Annotated in this window: 30 protein-coding genes, 6 tRNA genes and 1 pseudogene; 6 read left to right on the top strand and 31 right to left on the bottom strand. The window is 40.2% G+C overall.

Annotation, left to right across the window (positions count from 1 at the left end; all coding sequences use genetic code 11):
• Positions 1–112: 112 nt before the first annotated feature.
• The 12 genes and pseudogenes from fosB to CZ382_RS15120 form a co-directional block, all read right to left on the bottom strand.
• A complete protein-coding gene (fosB, locus tag CZ382_RS15175; protein ID WP_088052022.1) occupies positions 113–538 on the bottom strand; it encodes a metallothiol transferase FosB in 426 nt (141 codons plus the stop codon).
• Positions 539–612: 74 nt separating this feature from the next.
• Positions 613–1,734: a phosphomevalonate kinase gene (locus CZ382_RS15170; RefSeq protein ID WP_230856195.1), complete on the bottom strand. Its 1,122-nt coding sequence runs from the start codon at positions 1,732–1,734 to the stop codon at positions 613–615.
• Positions 1,731–2,708, bottom strand: a complete 978-nt coding sequence (mvaD, locus tag CZ382_RS15165) for a diphosphomevalonate decarboxylase (RefSeq protein WP_088052021.1) — start codon at positions 2,706–2,708, stop codon at positions 1,731–1,733. Before mvaD ends, CZ382_RS15170 begins: the two co-directional genes overlap by 4 nt.
• 434 nt (positions 2,709–3,142) lie before the next feature.
• A pseudogene (gene mvk / locus CZ382_RS15160) lies at positions 3,143–4,003 on the bottom strand (mevalonate kinase); the annotation flags it as partial.
• Positions 4,000–5,289, bottom strand: coding sequence for a hydroxymethylglutaryl-CoA reductase, degradative (locus tag CZ382_RS15155; protein ID WP_088052018.1), 1,290 nt, complete (start codon positions 5,287–5,289; stop codon positions 4,000–4,002). The pseudogene mvk and the gene CZ382_RS15155, both read right to left, overlap by 4 nt.
• 221 nt (positions 5,290–5,510) lie before the next feature.
• Positions 5,511–5,586: transfer RNA gene (locus CZ382_RS15150), tRNA-Lys, on the bottom strand.
• Between the two features lie 59 nt (positions 5,587–5,645).
• A tRNA-Gln gene (locus CZ382_RS15145) sits at positions 5,646–5,720 on the bottom strand.
• Between the two features lie 12 nt (positions 5,721–5,732).
• Positions 5,733–5,817 (bottom strand) — tRNA-Tyr (locus tag CZ382_RS15140).
• A gap of 39 nt (positions 5,818–5,856) precedes the next feature.
• Positions 5,857–5,932, bottom strand: a tRNA-Thr gene (locus CZ382_RS15135).
• Positions 5,933–6,024: 92 nt separating this feature from the next.
• A tRNA-Val gene (locus CZ382_RS15130) sits at positions 6,025–6,100 on the bottom strand.
• A gap of 78 nt (positions 6,101–6,178) precedes the next feature.
• A tRNA-Glu gene (locus tag CZ382_RS15125) sits at positions 6,179–6,253 on the bottom strand.
• A 12-nt stretch (positions 6,254–6,265) separates the two neighbouring features.
• A complete protein-coding gene (locus CZ382_RS15120; protein ID WP_088052017.1) occupies positions 6,266–6,712 on the bottom strand; it encodes a hypothetical protein in 447 nt (148 codons plus the stop codon).
• Positions 6,713–6,818: 106 nt separating this feature from the next.
• On the opposite strand from CZ382_RS15120, the gene fabI reads away from it, so the two are divergent.
• Positions 6,819–7,595, top strand: a complete 777-nt coding sequence (gene fabI / locus CZ382_RS15115; RefSeq protein ID WP_088052016.1) for an enoyl-ACP reductase FabI — start codon at positions 6,819–6,821, stop codon at positions 7,593–7,595.
• 458 nt (positions 7,596–8,053) lie between these two features.
• Here fabI and gvpU read toward each other — a convergent pair whose 3' ends face one another.
• The 18 genes from gvpU to motA all read right to left on the bottom strand — a co-directional run bounded on the left by gvpU (position 8,054) and on the right by motA (position 17,652).
• On the bottom strand, positions 8,054–8,461 hold the full coding sequence (gene gvpU, locus CZ382_RS15110) for a gas vesicle accessory protein GvpU (RefSeq protein ID WP_088052015.1): 408 nt from the start codon (positions 8,459–8,461) through the stop codon (positions 8,054–8,056).
• A gap of 26 nt (positions 8,462–8,487) precedes the next feature.
• Positions 8,488–8,826 carry a hypothetical protein gene (locus tag CZ382_RS15105; RefSeq protein ID WP_088052013.1) on the bottom strand — a complete coding sequence of 113 codons (339 nt, stop codon included), beginning with the start codon at positions 8,824–8,826 and terminating at the stop codon, positions 8,488–8,490.
• A 75-nt stretch (positions 8,827–8,901) separates the two neighbouring features.
• Positions 8,902–9,054 carry a periplasmic substrate-binding domain-containing protein gene (locus CZ382_RS23790; RefSeq protein ID WP_155555313.1) on the bottom strand — a complete coding sequence of 51 codons (153 nt, stop codon included), beginning with the start codon at positions 9,052–9,054 and terminating at the stop codon, positions 8,902–8,904.
• A gap of 23 nt (positions 9,055–9,077) precedes the next feature.
• Positions 9,078–9,419: a gas vesicle protein gene (gene gvpJ, locus CZ382_RS15100; RefSeq protein WP_088052012.1), complete on the bottom strand. Its 342-nt coding sequence runs from the start codon at positions 9,417–9,419 to the stop codon at positions 9,078–9,080.
• 31 nt (positions 9,420–9,450) lie between these two features.
• Positions 9,451–9,735 carry a gas vesicle protein K gene (locus CZ382_RS15095; RefSeq protein ID WP_088052011.1) on the bottom strand — a complete coding sequence of 95 codons (285 nt, stop codon included), beginning with the start codon at positions 9,733–9,735 and terminating at the stop codon, positions 9,451–9,453.
• Entirely contained in the window at positions 9,689–9,979 is a 291-nt protein-coding gene (locus tag CZ382_RS15090; RefSeq protein WP_088052009.1) for a gas vesicle protein, read from the bottom strand. The genes CZ382_RS15095 and CZ382_RS15090 overlap by 47 nt, the downstream gene beginning before the upstream one ends.
• An 18-nt stretch (positions 9,980–9,997) precedes the next feature.
• Positions 9,998–10,804, bottom strand: coding sequence for a GvpL/GvpF family gas vesicle protein (locus CZ382_RS15085; RefSeq protein WP_088052007.1), 807 nt, complete (start codon positions 10,802–10,804; stop codon positions 9,998–10,000).
• A gap of 7 nt (positions 10,805–10,811) precedes the next feature.
• Entirely contained in the window at positions 10,812–11,069 is a 258-nt protein-coding gene (locus tag CZ382_RS15080) for a gas vesicle protein GvpG (protein WP_088052006.1), read from the bottom strand.
• The gene (locus CZ382_RS15075; protein WP_088052004.1) at positions 11,069–11,836 is read right to left on the bottom strand and encodes a GvpL/GvpF family gas vesicle protein; all 768 of its coding nucleotides are present in this window, start codon (positions 11,834–11,836) and stop codon (positions 11,069–11,071) included. Before CZ382_RS15075 ends, CZ382_RS15080 begins: the two co-directional genes overlap by 1 nt.
• 15 nt (positions 11,837–11,851) lie before the next feature.
• The gene (gene gvpN, locus CZ382_RS15070; RefSeq protein WP_088052003.1) at positions 11,852–12,778 is read right to left on the bottom strand and encodes a gas vesicle protein GvpN; all 927 of its coding nucleotides are present in this window, start codon (positions 12,776–12,778) and stop codon (positions 11,852–11,854) included.
• A 36-nt stretch (positions 12,779–12,814) separates the two neighbouring features.
• Entirely contained in the window at positions 12,815–13,081 is a 267-nt protein-coding gene (gene gvpO / locus CZ382_RS15065) for a gas vesicle protein GvpO (protein ID WP_088052002.1), read from the bottom strand.
• 58 nt (positions 13,082–13,139) lie between these two features.
• Positions 13,140–13,400 carry a gas vesicle protein GvpJ gene (gene gvpJ / locus CZ382_RS15060; RefSeq protein ID WP_088052001.1) on the bottom strand — a complete coding sequence of 87 codons (261 nt, stop codon included), beginning with the start codon at positions 13,398–13,400 and terminating at the stop codon, positions 13,140–13,142.
• A gap of 28 nt (positions 13,401–13,428) precedes the next feature.
• Complete coding sequence (gene gvpQ, locus CZ382_RS15055) at positions 13,429–13,992, bottom strand: gas vesicle protein GvpQ (protein ID WP_088051999.1); 564 nt, start codon at positions 13,990–13,992, stop codon at positions 13,429–13,431.
• A 115-nt stretch (positions 13,993–14,107) separates the two neighbouring features.
• A complete protein-coding gene (gvpA, locus tag CZ382_RS15050; protein WP_088051998.1) occupies positions 14,108–14,368 on the bottom strand; it encodes a gas vesicle structural protein GvpA in 261 nt (86 codons plus the stop codon).
• A 653-nt stretch (positions 14,369–15,021) separates the two neighbouring features.
• A complete protein-coding gene (locus tag CZ382_RS15045) occupies positions 15,022–15,471 on the bottom strand; it encodes a GNAT family N-acetyltransferase (protein ID WP_088051997.1) in 450 nt (149 codons plus the stop codon).
• Positions 15,472–15,609: 138 nt separating this feature from the next.
• Complete coding sequence (locus tag CZ382_RS15040; protein ID WP_230856194.1) at positions 15,610–16,071, bottom strand: chemotaxis protein CheX; 462 nt, start codon at positions 16,069–16,071, stop codon at positions 15,610–15,612.
• A 26-nt stretch (positions 16,072–16,097) separates the two neighbouring features.
• The gene (motB, locus tag CZ382_RS15035; protein WP_088051996.1) at positions 16,098–16,874 is read right to left on the bottom strand and encodes a flagellar motor protein MotB; all 777 of its coding nucleotides are present in this window, start codon (positions 16,872–16,874) and stop codon (positions 16,098–16,100) included.
• Positions 16,852–17,652, bottom strand: a complete 801-nt coding sequence (gene motA / locus CZ382_RS15030; protein WP_088051994.1) for a flagellar motor stator protein MotA — start codon at positions 17,650–17,652, stop codon at positions 16,852–16,854. Before motA ends, motB begins: the two co-directional genes overlap by 23 nt.
• A 413-nt stretch (positions 17,653–18,065) precedes the next feature.
• Here motA and CZ382_RS15025 point away from each other — a divergent pair, with 413 nt between their 5' ends.
• From CZ382_RS15025 to CZ382_RS15005, 5 genes are all read left to right on the top strand, one after another.
• Complete coding sequence (locus tag CZ382_RS15025) at positions 18,066–18,413, top strand: DUF4064 domain-containing protein (protein ID WP_088051993.1); 348 nt, start codon at positions 18,066–18,068, stop codon at positions 18,411–18,413.
• Positions 18,414–19,010: 597 nt separating this feature from the next.
• The gene (locus tag CZ382_RS15020) at positions 19,011–19,388 is read left to right on the top strand and encodes a PH domain-containing protein (RefSeq protein ID WP_088051991.1); all 378 of its coding nucleotides are present in this window, start codon (positions 19,011–19,013) and stop codon (positions 19,386–19,388) included.
• A 255-nt stretch (positions 19,389–19,643) separates the two neighbouring features.
• Positions 19,644–20,555, top strand: coding sequence for an endonuclease (locus CZ382_RS15015; protein ID WP_088051990.1), 912 nt, complete (start codon positions 19,644–19,646; stop codon positions 20,553–20,555).
• Positions 20,556–20,726: 171 nt separating this feature from the next.
• On the top strand, positions 20,727–20,924 hold the full coding sequence (locus CZ382_RS15010) for a hypothetical protein (protein WP_088051988.1): 198 nt from the start codon (positions 20,727–20,729) through the stop codon (positions 20,922–20,924).
• Between the two features lie 122 nt (positions 20,925–21,046).
• Entirely contained in the window at positions 21,047–22,162 is a 1,116-nt protein-coding gene (locus tag CZ382_RS15005; RefSeq protein ID WP_088049901.1) for an IS4 family transposase, read from the top strand.
• A gap of 703 nt (positions 22,163–22,865) precedes the next feature.
• On the opposite strand, the gene CZ382_RS15000 is transcribed toward CZ382_RS15005, so the two are convergent.
• Positions 22,866–23,141 carry a hypothetical protein gene (locus CZ382_RS15000; protein ID WP_088051986.1) on the bottom strand — a complete coding sequence of 92 codons (276 nt, stop codon included), beginning with the start codon at positions 23,139–23,141 and terminating at the stop codon, positions 22,866–22,868.
• Between the last annotated feature and the right edge of the window lie 71 nt (positions 23,142–23,212).

The raw sequence follows: 23,212 nt of genomic DNA, 5'->3' as shown, positions 1-23,212 counted from the left end.
GTCGTTGTTTCTGCTTTTTTGATGTGGGTATTTTATTGATAACAGATAGATGGTTAAAAAATACACAATTAATAAAAAGGCAAAGATCATCAATCAAAGACCTTTGCTTTCCTTAATCAAAAAATTCCATATGCGGCTTCTCCGCTTTGTAATAGTCCATTCGATCCTTTAACGTTCCTGTATGAAATTCAAACTTATGCCCATCTGGATCCGTAAAGTAAATGGATTTCCGGTCGCGTTCATCACGATCCCGTCCCGGCAGAATATGTGCATTAAGCTGCAGCAATTTCTGATAAACGGATTCAAAATCTGTTTCCTCGATAGAAAAAGCTGTATGTGTATATGACTCCCAAATTTCTTTTCGGGGAATACCCGTCTCCTCATTTAGCGCCAGCCATAATCCATCCAGGTTAAAATAAGCGGTTTTTCGCCCTTTTACGAGCAATTTTGCGTCAAATACCGCTTGATAAAATGCGATCGACTTTTCCAGATCAGACACCGAAAACAGCAAATGATTGATTCCTTTCACAAAACCCATTTGATCACCTTCCATTTATACCTTTATCATATAAAAAATCAGGTATAAATCCGGTGAAGGACATTACCTGATCATCATTCGTGAAATGTTTCCACAACCCTTGCCCCATCGGAATTGGGGTTAATCGTTAACGGCTTTATTCCCGCATCCTGCCAGGCCTTCAATAATTGCTGGGCATTTTCCTTACTTGGCATAAACGCAATACCGCAATCCCCACCGCCAGCACCTGAAGGCTTTCCTGCACCACCATGTTGTTCAGCCAGATCACACAATGTTTTTAATAAAGGTGTTTCAACATCAACTCCAGCGTTTTCTCCTACAGTAGCAAGTGCATGCCGATTCTGTCTGACCCCTTTGAACAAGAGATCCAAGTTTTCTTTTTCAAATCCCTCTAAAAAGGTATGAACAGCCTGTTCGCTCTCATGTAAAAATTGCTTATAAAGCCTTGGTTGAGCGCCATTAAGCTTACGGATTTCCGGAATTAACCTCGAAGTTGATGCAGGTTTCCCTGTCCACCCGATACAGATATACACATTTTTCGGAAGTACGATTGGCTTAACAGAAAAATAACGCCAATCGCTTTCCAGCAGTTCGCTGAGGGAACTTGTCTTTTGGTAGTTCTCAAGGAGCCAATCCGCTTGAAATGAGCTATAGCGAAGAATGCCGCCATAGGATGATGCAGCAACATCAGCTCCAGAACCACTACCTTGTGTTTTAACATGCGCCACAGCTGCCAGTTTAAATATCAATTCTGCTGAAGGATCTGCAGGTAAGTACTTGTGCAAAATCGCGGCAACAACCGAAGTCACGACAGCTGCACTTGATCCTAGTCCATACTTTACACCTGAAGCGTCTTCCAGCTCACTTTTAATTGATAAATGAAAAGCAGCTGGCGTAATCCCATGTTCCTTTAAATAAGTAATCGCAACAGTCATCGCATCTTTAACAAACCGGATACGGCCATCATCTGTAGCAATCCTGATTTCACTATTCTCATATTTCCACGCTAGCCTTGTCAATTCGAAATCCAGTAAAGATAAATAATTGTCACTGCTTTCGGTTAACGTAGCATAAACATAACGATCAACCGCCATGACAACTAATTGGTGATATGGCTCCAGAACAGCGAATTCTCCAGCTACCATAAGCTTCCCTGGTACCTGAATCGTCATGGATGCGTTCGGCAAATGTCTCATAAATAGGTTACTCCCTGTCCTGATCGACTGACAATCACATCATGTACACCAGGTATCTGACGGAGCGTTTCCTGCACGATTGTTTCATCTTCAGGTAAATAGAGAACTTTCACATTCGGACCAGCATCAATCGTAAAAAATACCGAAATCCCGCGCTCCCTCATCGCCTGTACTCCCTGCATTACCCGAAGTGTTGCATCGTGCCAATACGTAAACGGCGGATTCGCTCCAAGTGTTGTCGCATGCATTCTCAAGCAATTTGCCTCCGAGATGCTGCCAACTTTCTCAAAATCGCGTTGGTTAATTCCGTCCTTTATTTGCTCAAGATCACGCGGAATACTTTTTAACCAACCTGGATAAAACACCGACGTGTCAACCGTTCGTTTCATACCTTCCCGACTGGAGATTTTTTTCGTCGTTTCCGATAAGACCACGGCTGCAACCCTCACATCCCAGTCTTCCGCTGGTTGCACTTGAACAGCATAGGAATCGGATCCATCCTTTTCCGTTCCTTTATGCCATTCGACAAACCCGCCAAAAATAGACCGGCACGCCGATCCCGATCCCAGCCTGGTCAACCTCGAGAGTTCCTGATCACTAATCGACAAATCAAGCGCTCTCGTTGTTGCTGCCGCTAATGCCGCAAATCCTGATGCTGATGAGGCAAACCCTGCTGCGGTTGGAACATGATTGGTCGAACGGACTTCAGCATGTAAACTTGTTGCTTGCGTTTCCCTTCTTATAAAATCAAGAAACGCTGCAACACGATTATATTGTTCACCCCTAATAACCTGCTCATTTAGAAGAAACTCGTCCTGGAAAAGCTCTTCACGGAATGTAACCGTAGTTGTCGTATAGAACACGTCCAGTGTCAATGAGAGACTGTTGTTCATCGGCAGGATCAGGGATTCATCCCTTTTCCCCCAGTATTTTATCAGGGCAATGTTTGTATGTGCTTTAGCTGTTGCCTTCATCAATATCCTCATTTCATCTTAGCTGTAAGGGCGTTCAAAAAGTCCGGTAAAATGACACATCGATGTTTCTAAGTAGCAGTGGGAGATCTTCCGTTAAAACTGCCTTACCACAATCGCCAACAGCAGAAGTCCCTACGTCTTGTACAAGCCCGCTCCTGGGATATTAGCGCTTTTCCTGCGATGTCTATTCGGAAAGCCTTCCTTTTCGCTCCCGCCGCGCCTTGATCTCCTACACGCACGTGAGCCAGTAGTCGGCGATGCAACAGGACGCCTGAGACGTTAGCCGACCTTGATCCTTTTTATCCTCTTTTTTGAACACACTCGTAAAATAGTTACAATTGTTTTCGTAATACAAAAGGCCAAACTGCATGCGCTCCGAACCTTTTTAATTTCTCGGACAGGTAATGCGAATGTGCCTCGTTCCGTGCTAAAGCAATAATACAGCCGCCATTTCCGCCGCCGGTTAGCTTTGCACCTAACGCACCCTCACTCCGGGCTAAATAAATTAGTCTGTTTAGCCCCGCATCACTTACACCAAGAGCTTCCAATTCCTTTTGTGCCTCATTCAAGGTTTTGCCTAAAATATGTTTACTAGCCTTTTCAAGTGCTCGTCTGGCATGATGGGTAATTTCCCCAATACGATCAAGGCTGGCTTGTATTCTCCTCGGTGCGGATTTAAATAACTGTGCCACTGATTCAACCGCAGATTTTGTATCCCCCATCCGCCCGGAGTCAGCAACGACGAAATGGAAGTCTGCTTTAGGTTGAATAAAATAGAACGGTCTCCCCTTTTCATACCAAACAGGAGATCCTGACGTAATCGTCAATGTATCAATCCCGCTTGGCGCACCATGTGCATAAGTCTCCGAAATATTAGCGAGACTGAGCAATTCCTCCTCCGTATAGGGTTCATCTGCATATGCAAATAATGAACGTATTACAGCAATAGCAACCGAGGCACTGGATCCCAGACCCTTGCCAGGTGGTATCGATGACTTTATACGAATCAACAAATCTTTACACGGTAAACCAAGCTTTTTTATAGCCGCTTTTACACAGTTCACGATTCCATCCAATGCCTCCGGTGCCAAGTCAAGTGGGCCATGATAAAACGTACTATCCATTTTGACTGCTCCGGGTACGTTTTCAACCACTGATTCCACTCCAACCAAAGGAAAAGGGATTGCGATTGCAGGTTGTCCGTGCACAACTGCATGTTCCCCAATTAAAATCAATTTACTATGAGCTAAACCGATAGCTGTTTGTTCTGAAGTTGTTGCCTTTTCTGCACTCATTTTATATATTCTTCCACCAATTCTTTAGCTTTTCCAACACGGATTTCTTTTTCCTGAATCAATTGTTCTGCAATAATATCAATCATCTCCCCAGTAGCTCCTGCTGCCATGGCAACAGACCGAGAATGTAAGGCCATATGTCCCTTTTGAATACCATCCGTAACCAAGGCTTTTAGTGCCCCAAGGTTTTGCGCGAGTCCAACTGCTACAATGATTTGTGCCAGTTCCTCGGCAGACGCTACCCCTAATATGGTATGGGCAATTTGCGCCATGGGATGAACACGAATTGAACCGCCAACAGTCCCTACAGACATTGGCAATTCAAGCTCTCCCACCAAATTTCCGTTATCATCAACAGCCCACGTTGTCATGGAGCTGTATTTTCCATAACGAGCTGCATATGCATGCGCCCCAGCCTCAACTGCTCTCCAATCATTGCCGGTAGCAATAACAACCGGATCAATTCCATTCATAATCCCTTTGTTATGTGTAACCGCCCGGTAAGGATCCGAGGCAGCAAATTCATAAGCATGTACAACCCCGTCCCGCACCGCTTCTCCGGCAAAATCATCCGACCCTAAGAGTTCAGGCGGGATGGCACAGCTTGCTTTAGCCAGGCATCGATCTGCATAATTGGAAAGGATACGTAAATACACCTTCCCATTTGTTAGTTGTTCTATTGAGGGTGCCAATGCTTCCACCATGGTATTGATAATATTGGCACCCATCGCATCGCACGTATTAATATATACATGGACTACAAGCATTTTACCATATTTTGATCCTGAACCTTCATTTAAAAGTCTAACTTCCAGATCCTCTGCGCCGCCACCCCTGGCGACTAAACTAGGATATGCAGCATTTGCATCATTTAGCAATGCGTCCCTTTCCGCCAATATCGCCTTTTTAGCCCCTTCGATATCAGGGCAACCGACAACCTGAATTTGCCCGATCATAACTCGCCCTGTCGATTCTGTTGTGAATCCACCGGCATCCCGGACAATTTTGGCAATATAACTGGCAGACGCTACAACAGATGGCTCCTCGATAGCCATTGGCACAGCATAATCCTTGCCATTAATTAAAAAGTTTAATCCTAATCCAAGTGGCAAGGGAAAGGTTCCAATAACGTTCTCAATCATATTATCCGCTGTACCTAATGGTAACGACTCAGCTTTACGTAAATTATTTAGTTGTTCGTCATTGAATAATTGCATAGATGCCAGTAGCTCTCGCCGCTTTTCAACAGTCATATTGTAAAAACCGGGGATCCTGGAAGTTTTCATACCAACTCATCCTTTTGCCTTCCGTATAATATATTTATATCATGTATGATTTGTTTTTAGAAAAAAATTTACTCTTTCTATTATGTAAAAAAACAGCGTAAAATGCAAATAAACAAGGTTGTTGATAAACAGTACGACCTTGTTTTTTCTAATTATACTATGGATAGTGACATTTATGCTAGAGTTCTTTTGGATAAATTGTTATTAAATAATGGAATAAATGGTGAGCCATGGAGGATTCGAACCTCCGACCCTCTGATTAAAAGTCAGATGCTCTACCGACTGAGCTAATGGCTCAAAAGCAATATTGGCAATTGCTAGTCCTTATGTAATAAACGGTTGAAAAAATAAAAAAATGGCTGGGCTACCAGGATTCGAACCTGGGAATGACGGGATCAAAACCCGCTGCCTTACCGCTTGGCTATAGCCCAACAATCTGATAATGGTGGAGGGGGGCAGATTCGAACTGCCGAACCCTGAGGGAGCGGATTTACAGTCCGCCGCGTTTAGCCACTTCGCTACCCCTCCGTATTGTTAACCATATTTCACGATTTATACATAAAAAAATGGTGCCGGCCAGAGGACTTGAACCCCCAACCTACTGATTACAAGTCAGTTGCTCTACCAATTGAGCTAGGCCGGCCTATAGTTTCTTACCTAAGTATGCTCATCGTTCCAGAAGCTTATTCAGTAAGATCGGGAAAACCGGAACATTACAGCTTTGCTCGGGTAAGATGGTGGAGGATGCAGGGCTCGAACCTGCGACCCCCTGCTTGTAAGGCAGGTGCTCTCCCAGCTGAGCTAATCCTCCATGTACAGGATGTGGTGGTGCATGTATTGTGACATAACGTTATTTAACATGTCCGCCAAATTGCCATTTTATCTTTAGTGGTGACCCGTACGGGATTCGAACCCGTGTTACCGCCGTGAAAGGGCGGTGTCTTAACCACTTGACCAACGGGCCTTAACGGCTTTGTCATCGATTAAAATAAAACCTTGTCGCAAACCGACGAATTTTATTATATACAGATAACCTATTTTTGTAAAGAGGATTTTTATATTTTTTTACTTTATAACGGAAAAACCTTTCCAACCGCCGATATTTTGCATTTTCCGGTTGATGTTTCCGATCTCCGGCCGATGTTTCTGCTCTCCGGTCGATGTTTCCGCTTTCCGGCCGATGTTTCTGCTCTCCGGTCGATGTTTCCGCTTTCCGGCCGATGTTTCTGCTCTCCGGTCGATGTTTCCGCTTTCCGGCCGATGTTTCTGCTCTCCGGTTGATGTTTCTGCTCTCCGGCCGATGTTCTCCTCCTCCGCCGATGTTTCCGCTTTCCGGTCGATGTTTCTGCTCTCCGGTCGATGTTCTTGTTTTTCCGGTCGAAATCCACACTTTCCAAGTTGTTATTTCCTCATCTTCCAGCAATGCCCCCTGATTTAATCAACAGCTAAGCATCATTTACACTATGGTTTCTTTAACGGAAAGGTTTGGGGTATAATATGTACAGTATTCATATATTGGAGGTAAACAAATGTCCGATTTATTAAAAGGAAAAAATATCGTTGTAATGGGAGTAGCAAACCAGCGAAGCATTGCTTGGGGAATTACCAAATCGTTACATAATGCGGGAGCAAATTTGATTTTCACTAATAGACAAGAACGCTCCTATAAAAAATTAGTCAAGCTGCTCGAGGAAAACGGAATAGAAGCCAAATTAATTGTCACATGTGATGTTGCTAGTGACGAAAGTATTCAATCTGCCTTCAGTGAAATTAAGGATAAAGTTGGCGTTATTCATGGATTGGTTCATTCTGTTGCTTTTGCCAATAAAGAAGAATTAAAAGGCGAATATGCCGATACTTCCCGTGATGGCTTCTTATTGGCACAGGAGATAAGTGCTTATTCACTTGTAGCTGTCACAAAAGCTGCCAAAGAACTCATGACAGAGGGCGGCAGTATTGTTACCCAAACCTACCTTGGTGCAGAACGAGTTATTAAAAACTACAATGTCATGGGTGTTGCAAAGGCATCCTTAGAGGCTAGTGTACGGTATTTGGCGGAGGACGTTGGAAAATATGGCATCCGGGTAAATGCCGTTTCTGCGGGTCCAATTCGAACATTATCCGCTAAAGGTGTATCCGGGTTCAATGAAAAAACCTCTGTAATTACGGAAAAAGCGCCTTTACGCCGTAACATTGATCAAGATCAAGTGGGCGATGCAACATTATTCTTCATGAGTGAACTATCAAGAGGAATTACCGGCGAAGTTCTTCATGTTGATTCGGGATATCACATCATTGGTGGCTAAATGAAATAGACGCTTGCCTTCAAGCGTCTATTTTAGTACGTATATTTTAGCTTTTGAGTCCGGGTTCCATTGGGTGGTAAATTGTAGGAGGATGGTTTGGAAGCAGAAGCATAGACAGGCGAACCATTTATCATGTTCCTAATCTATTTAAATAGACTATTGGTCTAACTTCTTAATATGTAGTTTTGAAAGAGCAGAGTGACCAATAAGAAACCCCACTTGGTTGCTATCTTCCGTAATTTCCCCGTTTTTCCGAGGGTGATTCCGGTTTATAGCTGCCTAGATCAACAGATTAGCCTTTAGTTACGGTCTTTGGATGTTACATAAAGACATGGTAACGAATTTGGACGGGAAAAAATAAGACACCTGCTACACAACAGGTACCTTCTTGAGTAAATTCTAACTTACACACTTTATTTGACAAACCCTCTTTTTTAGCTTCCGGTAAGTTAATAAGCTTATTTCTTTTCACCTTTGCTTTTCGTCTCTTGTATTTTGCCGAGGAAAAAACCATCGACTTCAGCTAATTTCCCTCTCCAGATGATTTTTCCTTTTGATGGCGTAGAATGACTGTCCCCGCAATAGATTCGTGCGTTCTTTAAATGGATGAAATTAGCCCCTTCGTTATTACTCTCGCCAGCCGTTTCTCCCGCCTTAGCAAGTTGTTGGCTTAATTCTTGGGCAATATCCTTTCCGCCTTCGAATTTTTCGCTCAGGCTTTCGAAATATTCTTTAGCTGAGATTGTTGTCCCCGTAACGACTAATCCCTTGAGATTCAAGGTGATATCTAGTGATAAACCATATTTATTGGAAGCCTCTACAAAAAACTCCAGTATATTATCTTTTGGTTGGGTTGCAGAACTCATTAGTACCATCCCCTTCACGCCATGATTTAACTTGCAACCGTATCATCCTCTCTTGCAACAGCCGTGTCCTCTTCCCTATCATCCATCTTTTTTGAACCTTTTGTTTTCTTTTTGCTGCCTTTTATTGTTTTGTTGTCTTCCTCTTGCTTTTCTTCATTCTCCTTGCTTAAACTCTGCATCTTTTCCTCCAGCTTGCCAAGCCGTTCATTTAATTTCTGGTTTTCTGCAGCTAGAGCATGGTAATCGTCAAGGGTCACCTCTCCTTCGTCCGTAACCTCACTTGTTTTTTGTTTTTCCCTCGACTCACTTTCATCGCTATTGTTAGCTTTATCCTTTTTCAGCAGATGGGATCTCGCCTCTTGCATTTTGACTGTTCCAGTATCTTTAAATTCTGTAAGTTTTTCTTTTGTAGCTTTCCCTACATTAGCTCCCTTTTCTTTTTAATTTTCCTTGTCAAGGCGTGACAATAGCTTTTTCGCTCTTTCAGGATTAGCAAAGTATCCAGCCGTTGCACCGAGAACCCCGCCTGCAATTGTTCTTTTCACAGACCCGCCAGTAACTAGGTTTTTTACTTGCTTCTTTTTGTCAATCATCTTCAATTCCTCCGTTTCATTTTTTAATAATTTTCTGTTGTTGCCTTATCTGGTAAGCTTTCTTTTACATCCAGCTTTTGTTCCAGTCGCTGAAGCCGATCATTCAGTTTCTTGTTTTCCTCTTCCAAAGCTTTGTTGTTTGTTTCCGAGGCCTTGGAGCTTAAATAGGGATCGGCCTCCCACCAATCCAGCCCGATTTCCTTTGCCTTATCCACGGAAGCAACGATCAGGCGAATCTTTATCGTCAGCAGCTCCACATCAGCGATTCCAACTGTAATATCTCCGGCAATAACAACGCCCTTATCTAATATTTTCTCTAAAACATCAACAATCGTGTCTGTTTTCACCGGATGTTCTACTGTCATGTTTATCACACCTCTTATCGGTAATACTTGCCTAAAGCAAACTTCCTAACGGGCCAAGATCAATATTTAAATCTTCATCATCAAGGTTGAAGACCTCCTTCAACTCATGCATCTTCGACTCCAAATTCATGAGGGCCACACCGAGATCTTCAATTTGTTCATCAGTCAGCGTCCCACCATCGACACGGCGTATCGCATGCCGCTCAACAATTTGCCTTAACAATTCGATAACTGTCATGACAAGTTGAGCTAACCCATGTTCTGCATTATCAGGATCCAAATTGATTCGTCCATTTGTCTGGTTGGCCGGTTGCATAAACCAATTCCTCCCTTTCTTTATCAAATTGCTCGGATGAAAGCTCCTTCCGCTCATTAGCCTGTGCTTTTACAAGAGTTTCAACGGAAGCGATCAGGACACGTAAATCAAGATAGACCAAATCAATCCCGGCAATTGAAATCATTAAATCTCCCTTAATTGCCACCCCTTTATCAAGAATGACATCCAAAATATCAATCAGTGAAATATCCTTGTTGGCGTGGCCTTCCCTCTGAGTAGACATCAGCTGTCCCCCTCACTTTCAAGATAAACCAGCAAAATGATAAGCAGGCCATGGACCGGTTGCTTCGAATTTCCAACCTAGATTAGCCCACGTATCTTTTAATTCATTGATTTTCTGCAAAAAACCTGTAACATGTGAAACCGGGACAAGGTAAACACTATTCCAACTCATATTATCTTCCCTGCCCGTTACGTCCTTGTTCCAATTTTTCTTTATTGTCTCGTGCAGAGAAAATTGACGAAGTTGTGCATGAGCATTTTCACAAACCTTATCTTTTTCCTTTTCCAGCTCTTTATCTACCATTTGCTCTATCTTCCTTTTCGCAAAGTACTGCTTCCCTGGAGGGAACTGGCTGATTTCTTCTTTTTTTGCTTCTATATTTGCATTGTTCGCACTGATGTAGCTTTTCAACACAGTATCATCACAGTAAATTTTCAGATTCCATTCTTCGCTTCCATCAATTAATGAAAATGAGCGTAAAAGTTTCTCCTCGTTTTTTTCAATAGTTTCCCGCAAATTTTCTTCATTAGCAAAGATGGTACAGAATTTCATTGGAATGACATTATATCGTTCATTGAGTGCAATCAGCATTTCATGGTGATGAAAGGCCTTTTCCCGCAGCCATTCCATATCATTGTTCATCTTTTCCTTGATGGATTCCTCTGAATAGTCCTGATCATCAAGATGGCAAACAACTGCCAGCGTATTGTTTACTGCTAACGGGTACACCTTATGTTGTTGATCCAGTCCCTTAACGACTGGAAACGCTTCTTTCTTTAACTCTTTAGCGGGGATAACCCCGTATAAATAAACGAGTTCAGCCATTTTTCCTTCACCTCTGCTGCTTCGTTAAATTCTCCCATTGTTCCATCTCCCGTTGCTTAGCAATCTCATATCGGGCTATCAACTCATCTTCCTGCTCTTTGTAAACCGCTTCAGAAATATCATTTAATTCATACATCATTTGCAGTTGAATCAGCTTTTGCTGAATCGCGGGGAGATTATAAAGTTCCTTGTCTGCCTCTTCTTGCACTTTCTCGGCAACTTTAATGACAATATTTATCGGTGCAGTAGCCAATTTATGCAGCATTAGGTCTCCTCCACCTTCAACCTAAGATTAATAAAGTTATAGGCAGGCCACGGACCCGAATAGTTAAACTCTACCCTGTCCTTCCATTTTTCGTGCAGTTCATTCACTTTTCTGTCGAATGGTTCCTCATTGTCTTTATCAACTAAAAAGGATGCATTCAAAAGCATTCGCTCACTTGTCGGCTCATTTTGCCTGGCCGCTTCAGCATCGGTTTCCAACGGCTCAAGGATATCAGTCCGTATGTCATCCTGTATCTTTGAAAAGAACTTCTGGGCCATCCCGCCAAGCCTGATACGATCATAAAATCCAGCAGCCTCCGATTTCCCACGTACCTTTTTGGACATCCCTTCTACTTCAGGATGCTTGTTAATTTCCGTCTCAAGCCATTCTCTTTTCCCGATGACTTTTAAGCCGAGCTCGAACTTCCCTTTAATTTCCGGAAACAATTTTTCAAACTGCGGATAAAGATTCTTAAGCAATGCTTCTACGTCCTTTTCTGTCTTAAATACATTGCCAAAACTAATCGGAATGACGGTATCCTTTTGCTCCATCACAGAGGAAATAATCTCTTGATGCATCAGCAAGTTTTCTTTATTCGGATGATAGATTTTCATGGGAACTTTCGCCGCGACTATGGCTGCATCCTTATAGTGAATGGTGAACGTGGGGTGTTTTTCTCCTTCAATAACCACTTCACCAAACCATTCATCTTCTTCCGTTTGCACACCGCAAAAAATATAAATTCCCATTTCATGTGATTGACTCACCATTCTCCCTCCTTGCTATTCTTCTTTAACGGACACTTTCCTGCATTCCTTAATAATCAGGTCATCCGCTTTTTCGTCAAAACCCTTTTGAGCGAGGCAACGGCTAACGGGATACCATAAAATATCTCTGCATAACTGTTGGAATTCCTTGTCGCTGCCATCCACTGAAATGTCCGCTTCCTCGACAAGCCGTGCAATCATCATGGAAGCCCTGAGACTTGGCCCAGTGCTGTCGTCCCCACTGCAAATCTTCCTAAGTTGAGAAACAAATGCAGTAATAGCCTTCGCTTCGTTTTCGGAAACTCCTGTTTTACGCTGAACAATAGCAGCTTCTGTTTCATTATCTTTATAACCGAGCGGAATAGTTATCAGCCGATCCAATAAAGCATCCTGTGTCGGATAGACTCCCGCATATTCAGCTGGATTACTAGTGAATATGACGTTAAATTCTGGATGGACACGTACAAAGGGTTCTGCATATTTCGTTCCGTATAATGGAAGAACGCCTTCCTCCAGTATAGAAAGAAACAAATTATTGGTTGACGGCCTGGAACGGGTAAATTCGTCGTAAATTAATGTATAACCTTTTTTCACGGCTTCAAGTAATCTGCCATTACGCCATAATTCTTTGACATTCTCCTCTTTCTTGTAAACAGAATGAATATAATTATCGACAACCTTCTTGCTCGAATAACCTGTAAACGCACCAATTAGATCTTCATTTGATAATACATGATTGCCATGCATCAACATGACAGGGCGTTTTCGTTTTTTGGCAACAGCAAGCGCGAGTGATGTCTTTCCGGCTCCAGATGGACCTGTAAAATGAACCGGATAACCAGCAACAAGGTAATCTAACGAGCGTGACATTAAGTTCTCCAAGCCGTCATCCTGAAAAAAAGCTGTCGTTTCCCGGATAATGTTTTCCTTTAAAAAAGTCATTTTTCAATATCCCTCCTGGCGGTCACCTCCCTATTCCTATTCTTCTTGTTGGATGGCACTACGATAACGAATATTCTTTCTTGTAAAGGAAGTCACTTCTTTTTCCTTGTTTACTAGTACGTCATAAATGCCTAGCATCTCGTCTTTGGCATATTTCTTCATGTACTCCCTTTCCTCAATAACTTCAATGATGACCCTCCACCCTTCATCGTCGGTTTTCTCCAGGGAAGTAATCTTATGTGGAGGGGCAACATTTTCAGTAAAAAAGTTCTTCACAACATTCATGATTTCCTTGATTTCCATCGTCTTCCTCCATGTATAAAGGTAGTCATGGTCATTTTTAAACTTAAAGTTCGTAAAGCTAAATGCTGAATGCTTTGTCTCTTTCGTTGGATTGGGATGGCAAACCTTGTTCCTCCACCTCATCCCGTAACAATCCGACAGCTTCTGCGTAACGCAACCATGTATCGACACTGGCGATCACTACTCTTGCTTCTACCGTTAATATTTCAATACCTACAACGGAGACCCTCGCAAACGCATCAATGACGATTCCTTTGTCCAAGATACGATCAATCACCTCTGCTAGACTGGAACTATCGGTACTCTTTTGCACAGCCATTTAAAATAACCTCCTTTTGATTATTCGGTTAAGAACTCATTGTCTCCCTATCTTTTAATGTTTTAATATTCTCTGAAGTCTTTACGTCCGTATAGCTGTTAATTTGATTCACACTCTTGATGTCGTTAATCCCTTTAATCGTTTTGCTACCATTTTTATCATTGGATGATATATTTGCCTGGAATGCTTCGCCGGTTTCCTTTGCTTTTTTCACCTTTTCACGAATACCTAACAAAACGTCTTGTAACTTATAACTTGCCTTCTTAGCCTTTTCGTGCACCTTGTTGGCGTTCTTTTCCTTCGCTTCGGCCAGTTTTCCAGAAGCTTCGTTCATCTTGAATCGAGCCTGTTGCTTGACTCTGTCCTGAAATTTCTCAGCCACCTTCTCTTTTGCCTCATCCTTGACCTTCTCTCTTAATTCAGAAGGGGCATGTTTGATGACTGTTTTGGCGGTATTAAACGCTGCCTTTTTCACCCCTTCCTTTGCTTTCTCCCGAATCACGGGAATCATAAATGAAGCGGTACCGGCAGCTAATCCCCCGACAATGGTTGCTCTTTTTAACCTTTGATTATCAGAATTTGTTTCCGCCAACAAATCACCCTTTCAAATGTGGCTTACTTACTCATTTCATTTCTTTTGCCGGTAATTGAAGTATGTCTCTCCACTTTATAGAAAACATCATGAACCCGTATTTCTACCATCCATGCTAAACACTAAATTGTGGTGTCCTTTCATTCTGTTGTTGCGGAAGGGATTCCTCCTCCACATCGTCACGAAGCAGCCCAACGGCATTTGCATATCCTAGCCAGGTATCGACACTGGCAATAACTACGCGGGCTTCCACAGTAATAATTTCAATACCTACCAGAGAGACTCTTGCAAATGCATCAATAACAATACCTTTGTCAAGGATTCGGTCAATAACCTCGGCAAGACTGCAACTATCCGTACTTTTTTGCACAGCCACGCCATCATTCTCCTTTCTTTAGGTGTTTTTTTGAATGTACCCATCTGGACACATTCTTAAAACAACCAGATAGGCAAAGTTTCCAATATTTTTCGTGGTTTTCTAATTATGAAATGGTTTTGTAATAATGAAAGGTTGACCTAAACCTATTTATAGAAGATTTGAATCGTTTATTTAAAAACATGACAAGCGTGTTACGTTTACTTGACAATCCATTCATTGCGTCCAATTTATAAACAAAAACCCAATTATTGTACTGGACTTTTTTCGATCACAATTAATACTGCCATGTTGGTGTTGCATTGGTTTCAACTTTAAAAGTTTATTTCAGCGGAAACAGGAAAGTTTAAAAAGGTATTATGAAGGTGAGTATTTATTTGGTAAAAATATTGATTTGGACTATCTACTATGGAATAAGTCCTCTCTTTTGAAGCATGGAGAAACTTAAAATCAAGTTTTGAACGGAGGTTAGAGCGATTCATTATCGCACATGGGGCTATTTTTTGAATAGGAAATTTTTGGTGCAAAAAAGTACGAAAGACGTAGGTCGTATTTACACTTTCGAAACGCAGAGGTTTTAAAAGTGAAGTCCCATCTAAAGGGACTCTACTTATAACCTATACCTGGATCAATCCAATTTACTGAAGTGAAAATTAAATTCTCTTTTCAAAGGAAGCGAGGGATAGATACTGATTTACTCTGATTACGCCAACACTGTAAAACCCATTTTTTTCATAAAAATTTATTGCGGGGGAATTTCTGGACCCAGTCGTAACCTTTATTATTTCAACCCCGTCCTTACCTTCAATGAAATGCAGCAGCCTCTTGGCAATTCCCTTTCTAAAATGGTTAGGGTGTACGATTAACCGATGTATATCCATTACACCTTGTTCAATCTTTATGGCTATAACCCCGGCTAATTCCCCATCCAAATAGTACCCATAAAAAGTTTCTCCGCATTGTTGTAACGTAGTAACTGTATCTTTTAATGGAGGTATATCATCATAATCAATTAGTTCTGCTTCTACCCTGTAGGAAGGTAATTGAACGTTTAATACCTTTTCTGCCAAATCAGGGTTGGTAATATCCATTTTTTTAATCAATTCGATTTCCCTTTCCGCTCTTATGCTCAGTTAGAAGATTTCGAACCTAATTGGTGAATATATATTCCCTCTGTATTAGCTTCTTCAGCCTTTATCGTAACATAGCAGCGGCAAGATCACTTTGTAAAAGTTCGTTCATCAATCCAGTAATAGGTTAATATCCAATTCCCCCATCTTGTCAAATGCGGTGGTTACTTGAAGGGCCAATTTATATCCGGTTAACATAGTGTCGCCTTGCAGGATTGTTGGGGAGGTAATATCAATCTGAAGCCCCTTCTCAACGACAATCGTAGCCATCCCGCCGGCAATCATATTCCCTAATTCCCCACTGAAGGAGGAAAGCATTTCACCTTCTAGTGGCATACCAAACATTTTTTCTCCGATCATGCTAAAAAGACCTGAATCCCCTGCCATTACTAATTTGCCCTTTACATCACCAGTAATACCGATCAGTACACCAAATTGCAGCCGTAAGGGATGTTCCAATCGCCGCGGCTTCTTTATCTCGTGATCTACAGGAACGACATTTTTTATGGACAAAAAAGAACTATTAAGCAGCTCTGTTATGGCTAAGTTTTTCTCCATTGTTACTGACAACACGATCCCCTCCTTTAACCTCCAGTTTTTTATTCATCAGCTTTTTCACTGTCCTTTACATCAATTTCAGTATTAGGTAATACAAGAACTTCTACCCTTCTATTTTTTGCCCGATTTTCTTCGCTTGAATTAGGTACAATCGGTTGATGCTCACCAAATCCCTTTGCACTAAACATAGTTGGGTCAAGGCTGTTGTTCTTCAGAATAAGGCTCATGAAATTGACTGCACGCATAACACTTAATTCCCAATTGGATCTGAATTCACTATTGTTAATGGGACGATCATCTGCATGGCCACTGATCACAACTTCACGAGGCGGATCGGCAATCAAAAGCTTTGATACTTCTGCTGCAATTTTCCTTCCATCTTTTTTAACAATGGCACTTCCCGAATCGAATGTAACATCGTTTCGTATCGTGATTAAGAGCCCTCCCCCTGTTAATTGCGTCTCCAATACTTTTTCCAAATTATTATTTGCAGTATAGTCATCAACTTTTGTTTGGAGCTCCTTTAATTGAGTCCATTCATTTTTGCTATTCCCTTTCGTTTTCGTTTCTTTTGCATCCTTATCCGCTTCACCTGGAACCTCTGCTGGAGCACCACTATCGTCAAGGAACCCTGTACCGCCGGAAAATTCACTTTTAAAAACCCTGGTAAGCTGTTCATATTTTTCAGCGTCTATCTCACTCATGGCAAATAGGACAATAAATAGCGCCAATAGAAGTGTTAATAAATCGGAATAGGGTAACAGCCATGATTCATCAACTTTATGTTCCCTATTTTTACTCCGTTTCTTCTGCTGCATCGGCTTCCTCCAGATCTATCTTCGCTAACTCTTTTTGTGATAAGTAAGAACCAAGCTTATCGTTTACTACTTGTTTTGATTCGCCGTTGGTTATCGCTAAAATTCCCTCTATCATAATTAGTTTCACTTCAGCCTCATCTTTAGATTTTTCCTTTAATTTATTTGCAAAAGGATGCCAGAGAACATAGCCTGAAAAAATACCAAATAACGTTGCGATGAAAGCCGCGGAAATAGCATGACCTAAAGCCTCTATATCATTTAGATTGCTAAGAGCTGCAATTAAACCAATGACCGCTCCGAGCACTCCCAGGGTAGGTGCGTATGTACCAGCTTGTGAAAACACGGTTATCCCTCTTTGATGTCTTTCCTCCATTGCACTGATTTTCTCCAACATCACCTCTCGGATAAAATCAGGTGATTTTCCATCTACAATAAATTGTAGTCCTGATAATAGAAAAGGGTCTTTTACGCTATCCATCTGTTTTTCCAATGACAATATGCCTTCTCTTCGGGTAAGGTCTGCCCAGTTTGAAAACATTTCAATAACTTCTTTCATATCCGTACGATCCGCTTCCTTAAACAGTATTTTAAAATAGGAAGGCACCTTTTTAATGGTACTCATTGGAAATGCGACGCATACAGATGCAGCTGTCCCTAAAAAGATTATCAATAAAGCTGCTGGGTTTAATAAGGCGATGGGGCTGACACCTTTTAATACCATTCCTGTTCCAATTGCAATAATCCCTAATATGACCCCAATTATTGATGTCTTATCCACTTTACTCTTAGCCCTCCATTTAAATTTTCAGTTAATATTTTTCGCCATCAAAATAAAAGCTTTTTGGCATTCCACGTATAAAGGTCTTAAAACCTACATCTCATTTGCTGTTTTTATGATTTTTCACAAAACATCCAGTTCTATAGACCTATAATTAAATATATCGGTTTATCTTGATTTTTTATAAATAGCAAAAACGAAATCAGAAATATTTGTTTTTATTTGAACAGCAGAGAATGTAAATTCAACGTTTTTCTGTATTCACTTCATCACAAATGTTATTGGTACGAGACTAGTTGCCTTGGTATCGCCCGGATTATCTGAATAGGGTAAATTAATTGTCTAATTATGTCGAAAGGGTAGCGCTACTTTTCGTTTATATAGTAAAATTGTATCAGGAAAGGAGGGGTAACATGAATAGAACTACAGAATTCGTTTTAGGACTTATTGGCGGCATAATTGGATTCTTTGCTGCTATTTTAGCATTATTCATTGGAGGTGTTGATGCTGCCTTCAGTAGTGACGGCACAAGTGAAGTAACTGGATTGGGTTGGGCAGCATTTTTATTCTCCGCGTTAGCTATAGTAGGTTCAGTAGTAGTCAAATCAAAAGCAAAAGCTGGAGGAATACTTTTACTAATATCAGCAGTAGGCGGACTTATAAGTATTTCAATGTTTTACCTTATTTCGGCAGTGCTTATCGGTATTGCAGGATTCATGGGAATCTTTAAAAAAGAAAAAGAGAAACAAGCTGCTGCTTAAAAGGTAATCAGGGGGGGCGAGCTCTCCCCCTATTTAATCCCTTCTGTTCTTTTGACTGTTGCTTTTAAAGCTTCTTTCATACCGTGGCTCAGACTTTTATCATTATCTATTTTTTCAAGTTCTTTTTCTATAGTGCACATATTGCTGTTGAGTTTTATTTTCCGTTGTTATAGTCGCCGCTGAATTTAGTATCTAAACGATCTCGTCCTCTTTACGTTACTATTAATTAGAGTGAGACAGTTAAATTCCTCATCGAATCTGTACAGTTAACAGCGCTTGGATTAACAAGCTACAATGGATGGGTAATTGTTCGCAAAACGTTTGCGACGATGAAACTTGGATTCGCTTTAAGGGAGAAACGTTGAAGCATCTTGATGTGACGCTGCGGAGAAAACTATTTTATTCGGGTGGGATTAATTAGGATTTGCCGCTTATTCATTGGTGCTTTACAGGATCGGAACGGAAGGACAGTGAAATTAATAGAGGATAATCTTGGACCTTATGATGATGGATATGAAGGTCACAGCTTTCCTATTCGTAAACAAATGGTACGATAATATTAGAATTTTTTAATCTATAAGACTCGGAGGGGTTATGATGGGCTTTTTAAGCGGTATTATCGGGAATGCATCGACAGCAAATAAGGAAGCTGTACGAAAAGATATCGGCAAATTACTCGCGGATAATGAAGAAATTGATGTGGCTTTCAAGCTGATTCGGGATTTGATCGTTTTCACAGACAAACGGCTTATCCTGATTGACAAGCAGGGAGTCACCGGCAAAAGGACAGAATACCATTCCATCCCATACCGGAGCATTTCCCATTTTAGTGTCGAAACAGCTGGTCATTTCGACTTGGACGCTGAATTGAAAATATGGATTTCTGGTGCTGAGCAGCCAGTGATTGATAAGGAATTTAAGAATGATGATAGTGTTTATACGATGCAGAAGGTGCTGGCTGCGGTATGTTCTTGATGAGAGTGGGGCTGACTATCGGCCCCTTCACCCCACATTTCTTCCATATAAAATAAGGCCTCCCAATCAATTTCCCACCATTTATTCAAGAAACTAATTGGCATCCTTTCCTTGGAATATTTTTTGTTGGGTTTTAAACTAACAAAATTAAAAAGTTAAAATAAAGAACCTGTAAATTCCAATAAAAGAATAACTAACCCTATTACTACTTTTATGATATAATCGAAAAAATATTCTTATATCGGAGTTGTTTTCATGAAATACTCCTGGGAAGACACATCCCATTCCTTTAAAGCAAGGATTATCGGCAAGCTACTTGGAGATGGTAGCATAACACAACAAAAGGGGAGAAAACCACGTTTCCAGTATACCCATTGCGATAAGGATTACGAGTGGAATCTCTATTGCTATAAAAAGTTGAAAAACTATATTCCATTAAATCCTCCGAAATATAAAAAAGTATATGATTCAAGACTAGAGACTGGATTCAGTACGTCCTATTATACTCAGTCAAGAACTTCAGACCTAATTACATATTTGTGGAAGTCTTGGTATCCAAATTTAACAAAACAAATCCCTTTTCAATTACTTGAGGAATACCTCTCAACAGAGAGCCTAGCATGGTGGTATATGGATGATGGACATTTAAACCAAAAGAACAATAACCCCCAAAAAATTATATTGTCAACTGAGAGTTTTACCGAAAACGAGAATAAGTTCCTTGCAAATCTTCTTTTAAGAAAATATTCATTGGCTTTCAAAACTGACAAACAAAATCGAATAATCTTGTATGATCAATTCCAGATTTATTATTTTTTGCATTTGGTACATCCCTATATACATAACAGCATGTTTAGAAAAACAATTAACCAATTTCATATTACTTTCGCAGTAAAATCCAAACGAACAACATTGTATTTATCAGAGAATATTCATCTAGAAAGACCGACATTAGATATTAATCTTGCCCTCCGCAAATTAGATGCTTTAATTAAAGAATATAAAACGGGCACTTTTTATTTGAATTATCCTAATGTACCACAACAACACTTTACTAGACCCTATCAAGTCATTATTACCAAAGAAAATCTGGAAAAACTATTATTTTTAAAGGAAGTAACTGAATTAACATCTAGTAAGTTAACTGAATTGACATTTGGGATATAGTAGTCTTCATTTAGATATCCTTGGAATTATTGAAGGATGCTACAAAATATCTAAAAGGTTAGAGTTATCTGTCTGTATTCAACAACCTGTATAATAAGACCATTATACTTCAAATGACAGTGTTCCAAAGCGACTTTGCAATTGATAGTACAATCAAGGTAGAATAAGACCATGAAAGAAGGTGAGTCAATGGTATCCCATAAGGTCAATAACATGGATATTCTATCCGCAAATAAATATGTTAAAGAAATATTAATGAAAACACTTGCTAAAAGCCAACAGCATAAATTATTGCATAAATTTTCTACTGGTTATGGTCTGACCCAGAATCTTTTTGAGTTGTACTTAAACCCACTAGCGTTGCATTAATTATAACTAATAATAAAAAATGTTGGTAATGTTCAATTTTTAACTGTCTAGACAACAAAAAATCCTTTATAATGAATAGGTCAGGTGGTTTCCTGTCCAAATCCAATATAAAGGACCATATCATGGACAAGAATACACTAAAATCAGCATTTGGTAAATGGATTGCACCTATAAATTCTAAAAAGCTTTTTGACCAAGTTAAAAATCTAAAACAAGATAGCTATACCAAAAAACTTACGACTGAAGCCTATATTAAACTGATGCTTTATGCACAAGTACATGAAACGGAAGGGCTTCAAGCACTAAGTGATGCTTTATTGGATGCGGACTTTCAGAGAGCTGTTGGTTTTGAATCGATTAGCGCATCTCAGCTCTCACGCAAGAATAGAGAAATAGATCCATCCATATTAGCAACCCTATTTTTAGATCTTGTTTACCAGATACGCGGATATCACAATAAAGCCTACAAGCATATGCCGTTAAAAATCATTGATTCGAGTACATTGCCTCTTAATTTAACCAATTATAAGTGGGCGAAATTCCGCAAAACAAAGGCTGGTGTCAAGTTACATTTGCGCCTTGTTTTCATGGATAAAGAAACGGTTTATCCTGAAAAGGCTGTCATTACAGTAGCGAAAGAACATGATCGTAATCAACTTGAAGTCCTTGTTGATGACAAGGAAGCCATGTATGTCTTTGATCGCGGCTATATGGACTACGAACGTTTTGATCGGATGACGGATGATGGATACTTCTTCGTATCCAGACTAAAGAAAAATGCCGTCATTCGTGAAGTATGTTCATTCTCGGTTCCAGCTGAATCAATGGTTTTAACCGATAGAATGGTTTACATAGGCTCCACACAAAAACGTTGTGAAAACGTTTTTCGTCTTCTCGAAGTGATGGATACGAAAGGAAATATCCTTCGATTGATTACCAATCGATTTGACTTGGAACCACAAGAAATTAGTGATATTTATCGATCACGCTGGGCAATTGAACTGTTTTTCAAATGGTTAAAGCAGCACGTGGAAATCAAACATTTTTACGGAATGAGTGAAACAGCTTTACAAAATCAAATCTATATAGCACTCATCACCTATTGTTTACATGTGCTTATCCAACTGGAAACGAAAAGCAAGAAATCGTTGCTTCGAATTACCCGTTGGTTAAAGGCTGCACTATGGAAGCCAGCTTACATTTGGCTTCACAGATTTGAAAACAAAACAGTTCCGTAATAAGTAACAGTGTTGTAGGTCGTATCAATTCGTATTAATTGTATAATTTTACCAAATGGACGGTGCCACCTTTGATTGGACTTTGACTTTTTGGCAAAAATTACGGGAATAGTAGTTACTGAACATTTTGACTATATTTATGCAATGCTAGTGACTTAAACCGAAAAATAAACCAATTATTGTATAACAACATAATGGAAAGTCATGATTTCTTTGACAGTCTGCGTGTGGGCCAGGAAATAAATGTAGATGAATGGAATGAGAATGTGCTGATGCAAAAACACATTATAAATTCTTTAACGTAACAGCCCTCGGCATTTGCCGAGGGCTTCTTTATTTTTACTATTTTATCGAAGAAGTTGCAAAACTTCTTGTGGTTGTTGGTTGGCTTGCTTTGCCGCTATCCCTTTCAATCATAGAATAGACTATATCTTCACCCTTTGGTTTCAAAGGGGCTGGGCACCTCGAATGATTTTGTTATCACCCTACGAATCTCATTGCAATGGCTAAAGCTTAGCTTTAGGCAGTACATTCTAGTTGTAGGACCTTCAACAGACTTTCGTCACCGTTTCCGGATATGTTGCAGTGCAAAACACTTTAGGAAGTTCCAGCAATTCACTCAGTTATGCTCCAATCCATTACCAAATTAGATGTCCTTCCATATCAACTAAGTAGCTTCAAAACACCTTTATTCCCTAACAAGTTAATTCATCATCATAGATCTGGTTTTCGTTATAGATGACAATAAATCATTCAGATTACGAACATTTCTAACCCTTTTGTTATTAAAATCTAAAGTTAATTCATAATAGGCCATTTTCCCTTCACTTTCTAAATTATTGATGAACCTAAGAACTTCTTGAAATGAATTACACTCCTCACTTTTTATTCGTTGGTATTGTGCACCATTCCAATTCAAAAGTTCAATTTCAAACCAATGATCTTTACTATCTTTCAATTCCTCAAGAGTTATTAACATTAACTCACCTCCTGGAAAGTTTAATCCTTTAATCCCTATACTATGTATTATAAAGATTGACCTCTTTTTCA

The organism is Virgibacillus dakarensis (genome assembly GCF_900155625.1).
GTDB classification, from domain to species: domain Bacteria; phylum Bacillota; class Bacilli; order Bacillales; family Amphibacillaceae; genus Lentibacillus_C; species Lentibacillus_C populi.
This window is presented reverse-complemented; position numbering and strand designations above follow the sequence as displayed.

Coding starts and splice junctions, on each gene's coding strand:
- fosB (WP_088052022.1), bottom strand. CDS start 538: ATGGGTTTTGTGAAAGGAATCAATCATTTGCTGTTTTCGGTGTCTGAT.
- CZ382_RS15170 (WP_230856195.1), bottom strand. CDS start 1,734: ATGAGACATTTGCCGAACGCATCCATGACGATTCAGGTACCAGGGAAG.
- mvaD (WP_088052021.1), bottom strand. CDS start 2,708: ATGAAGGCAACAGCTAAAGCACATACAAACATTGCCCTGATAAAATAC.
- CZ382_RS15155 (WP_088052018.1), bottom strand. CDS start 5,289: ATGAAAACTTCCAGGATCCCCGGTTTTTACAATATGACTGTTGAAAAG.
- fabI (WP_088052016.1), top strand. CDS start 6,819: ATGTCCGATTTATTAAAAGGAAAAAATATCGTTGTAATGGGAGTAGCA.
- gvpU (WP_088052015.1), bottom strand. CDS start 8,461: ATGAGTTCTGCAACCCAACCAAAAGATAATATACTGGAGTTTTTTGTA.
- CZ382_RS15105 (WP_088052013.1), bottom strand. CDS start 8,826: ATGCAAGAGGCGAGATCCCATCTGCTGAAAAAGGATAAAGCTAACAAT.
- CZ382_RS23790 (WP_155555313.1), bottom strand. CDS start 9,054: ATGATTGACAAAAAGAAGCAAGTAAAAAACCTAGTTACTGGCGGGTCT.
- gvpJ (WP_088052012.1), bottom strand. CDS start 9,419: ATGACAGTAGAACATCCGGTGAAAACAGACACGATTGTTGATGTTTTA.
- CZ382_RS15095 (WP_088052011.1), bottom strand. CDS start 9,735: ATGCAACCGGCCAACCAGACAAATGGACGAATCAATTTGGATCCTGAT.
- CZ382_RS15090 (WP_088052009.1), bottom strand. CDS start 9,979: ATGTCTACTCAGAGGGAAGGCCACGCCAACAAGGATATTTCACTGATT.
- CZ382_RS15085 (WP_088052007.1), bottom strand. CDS start 10,804: ATGGCTGAACTCGTTTATTTATACGGGGTTATCCCCGCTAAAGAGTTA.
- CZ382_RS15080 (WP_088052006.1), bottom strand. CDS start 11,069: ATGCTGCATAAATTGGCTACTGCACCGATAAATATTGTCATTAAAGTT.
- gvpN (WP_088052003.1), bottom strand. CDS start 12,778: ATGACTTTTTTAAAGGAAAACATTATCCGGGAAACGACAGCTTTTTTT.
- gvpO (WP_088052002.1), bottom strand. CDS start 13,081: ATGGAAATCAAGGAAATCATGAATGTTGTGAAGAACTTTTTTACTGAA.
- gvpJ (WP_088052001.1), bottom strand. CDS start 13,400: ATGGCTGTGCAAAAGAGTACCGATAGTTCCAGTCTAGCAGAGGTGATT.
- motB (WP_088051996.1), bottom strand. CDS start 16,874: ATGCAGCAGAAGAAACGGAGTAAAAATAGGGAACATAAAGTTGATGAA.
- CZ382_RS15025 (WP_088051993.1), top strand. CDS start 18,066: ATGAATAGAACTACAGAATTCGTTTTAGGACTTATTGGCGGCATAATT.
- CZ382_RS15020 (WP_088051991.1), top strand. CDS start 19,011: ATGGGCTTTTTAAGCGGTATTATCGGGAATGCATCGACAGCAAATAAG.
- CZ382_RS15015 (WP_088051990.1), top strand. CDS start 19,644: ATGAAATACTCCTGGGAAGACACATCCCATTCCTTTAAAGCAAGGATT.
- CZ382_RS15010 (WP_088051988.1), top strand. CDS start 20,727: ATGAAAGAAGGTGAGTCAATGGTATCCCATAAGGTCAATAACATGGAT.
- CZ382_RS15005 (WP_088049901.1), top strand. CDS start 21,047: ATGGACAAGAATACACTAAAATCAGCATTTGGTAAATGGATTGCACCT.
- CZ382_RS15000 (WP_088051986.1), bottom strand. CDS start 23,141: ATGTTAATAACTCTTGAGGAATTGAAAGATAGTAAAGATCATTGGTTT.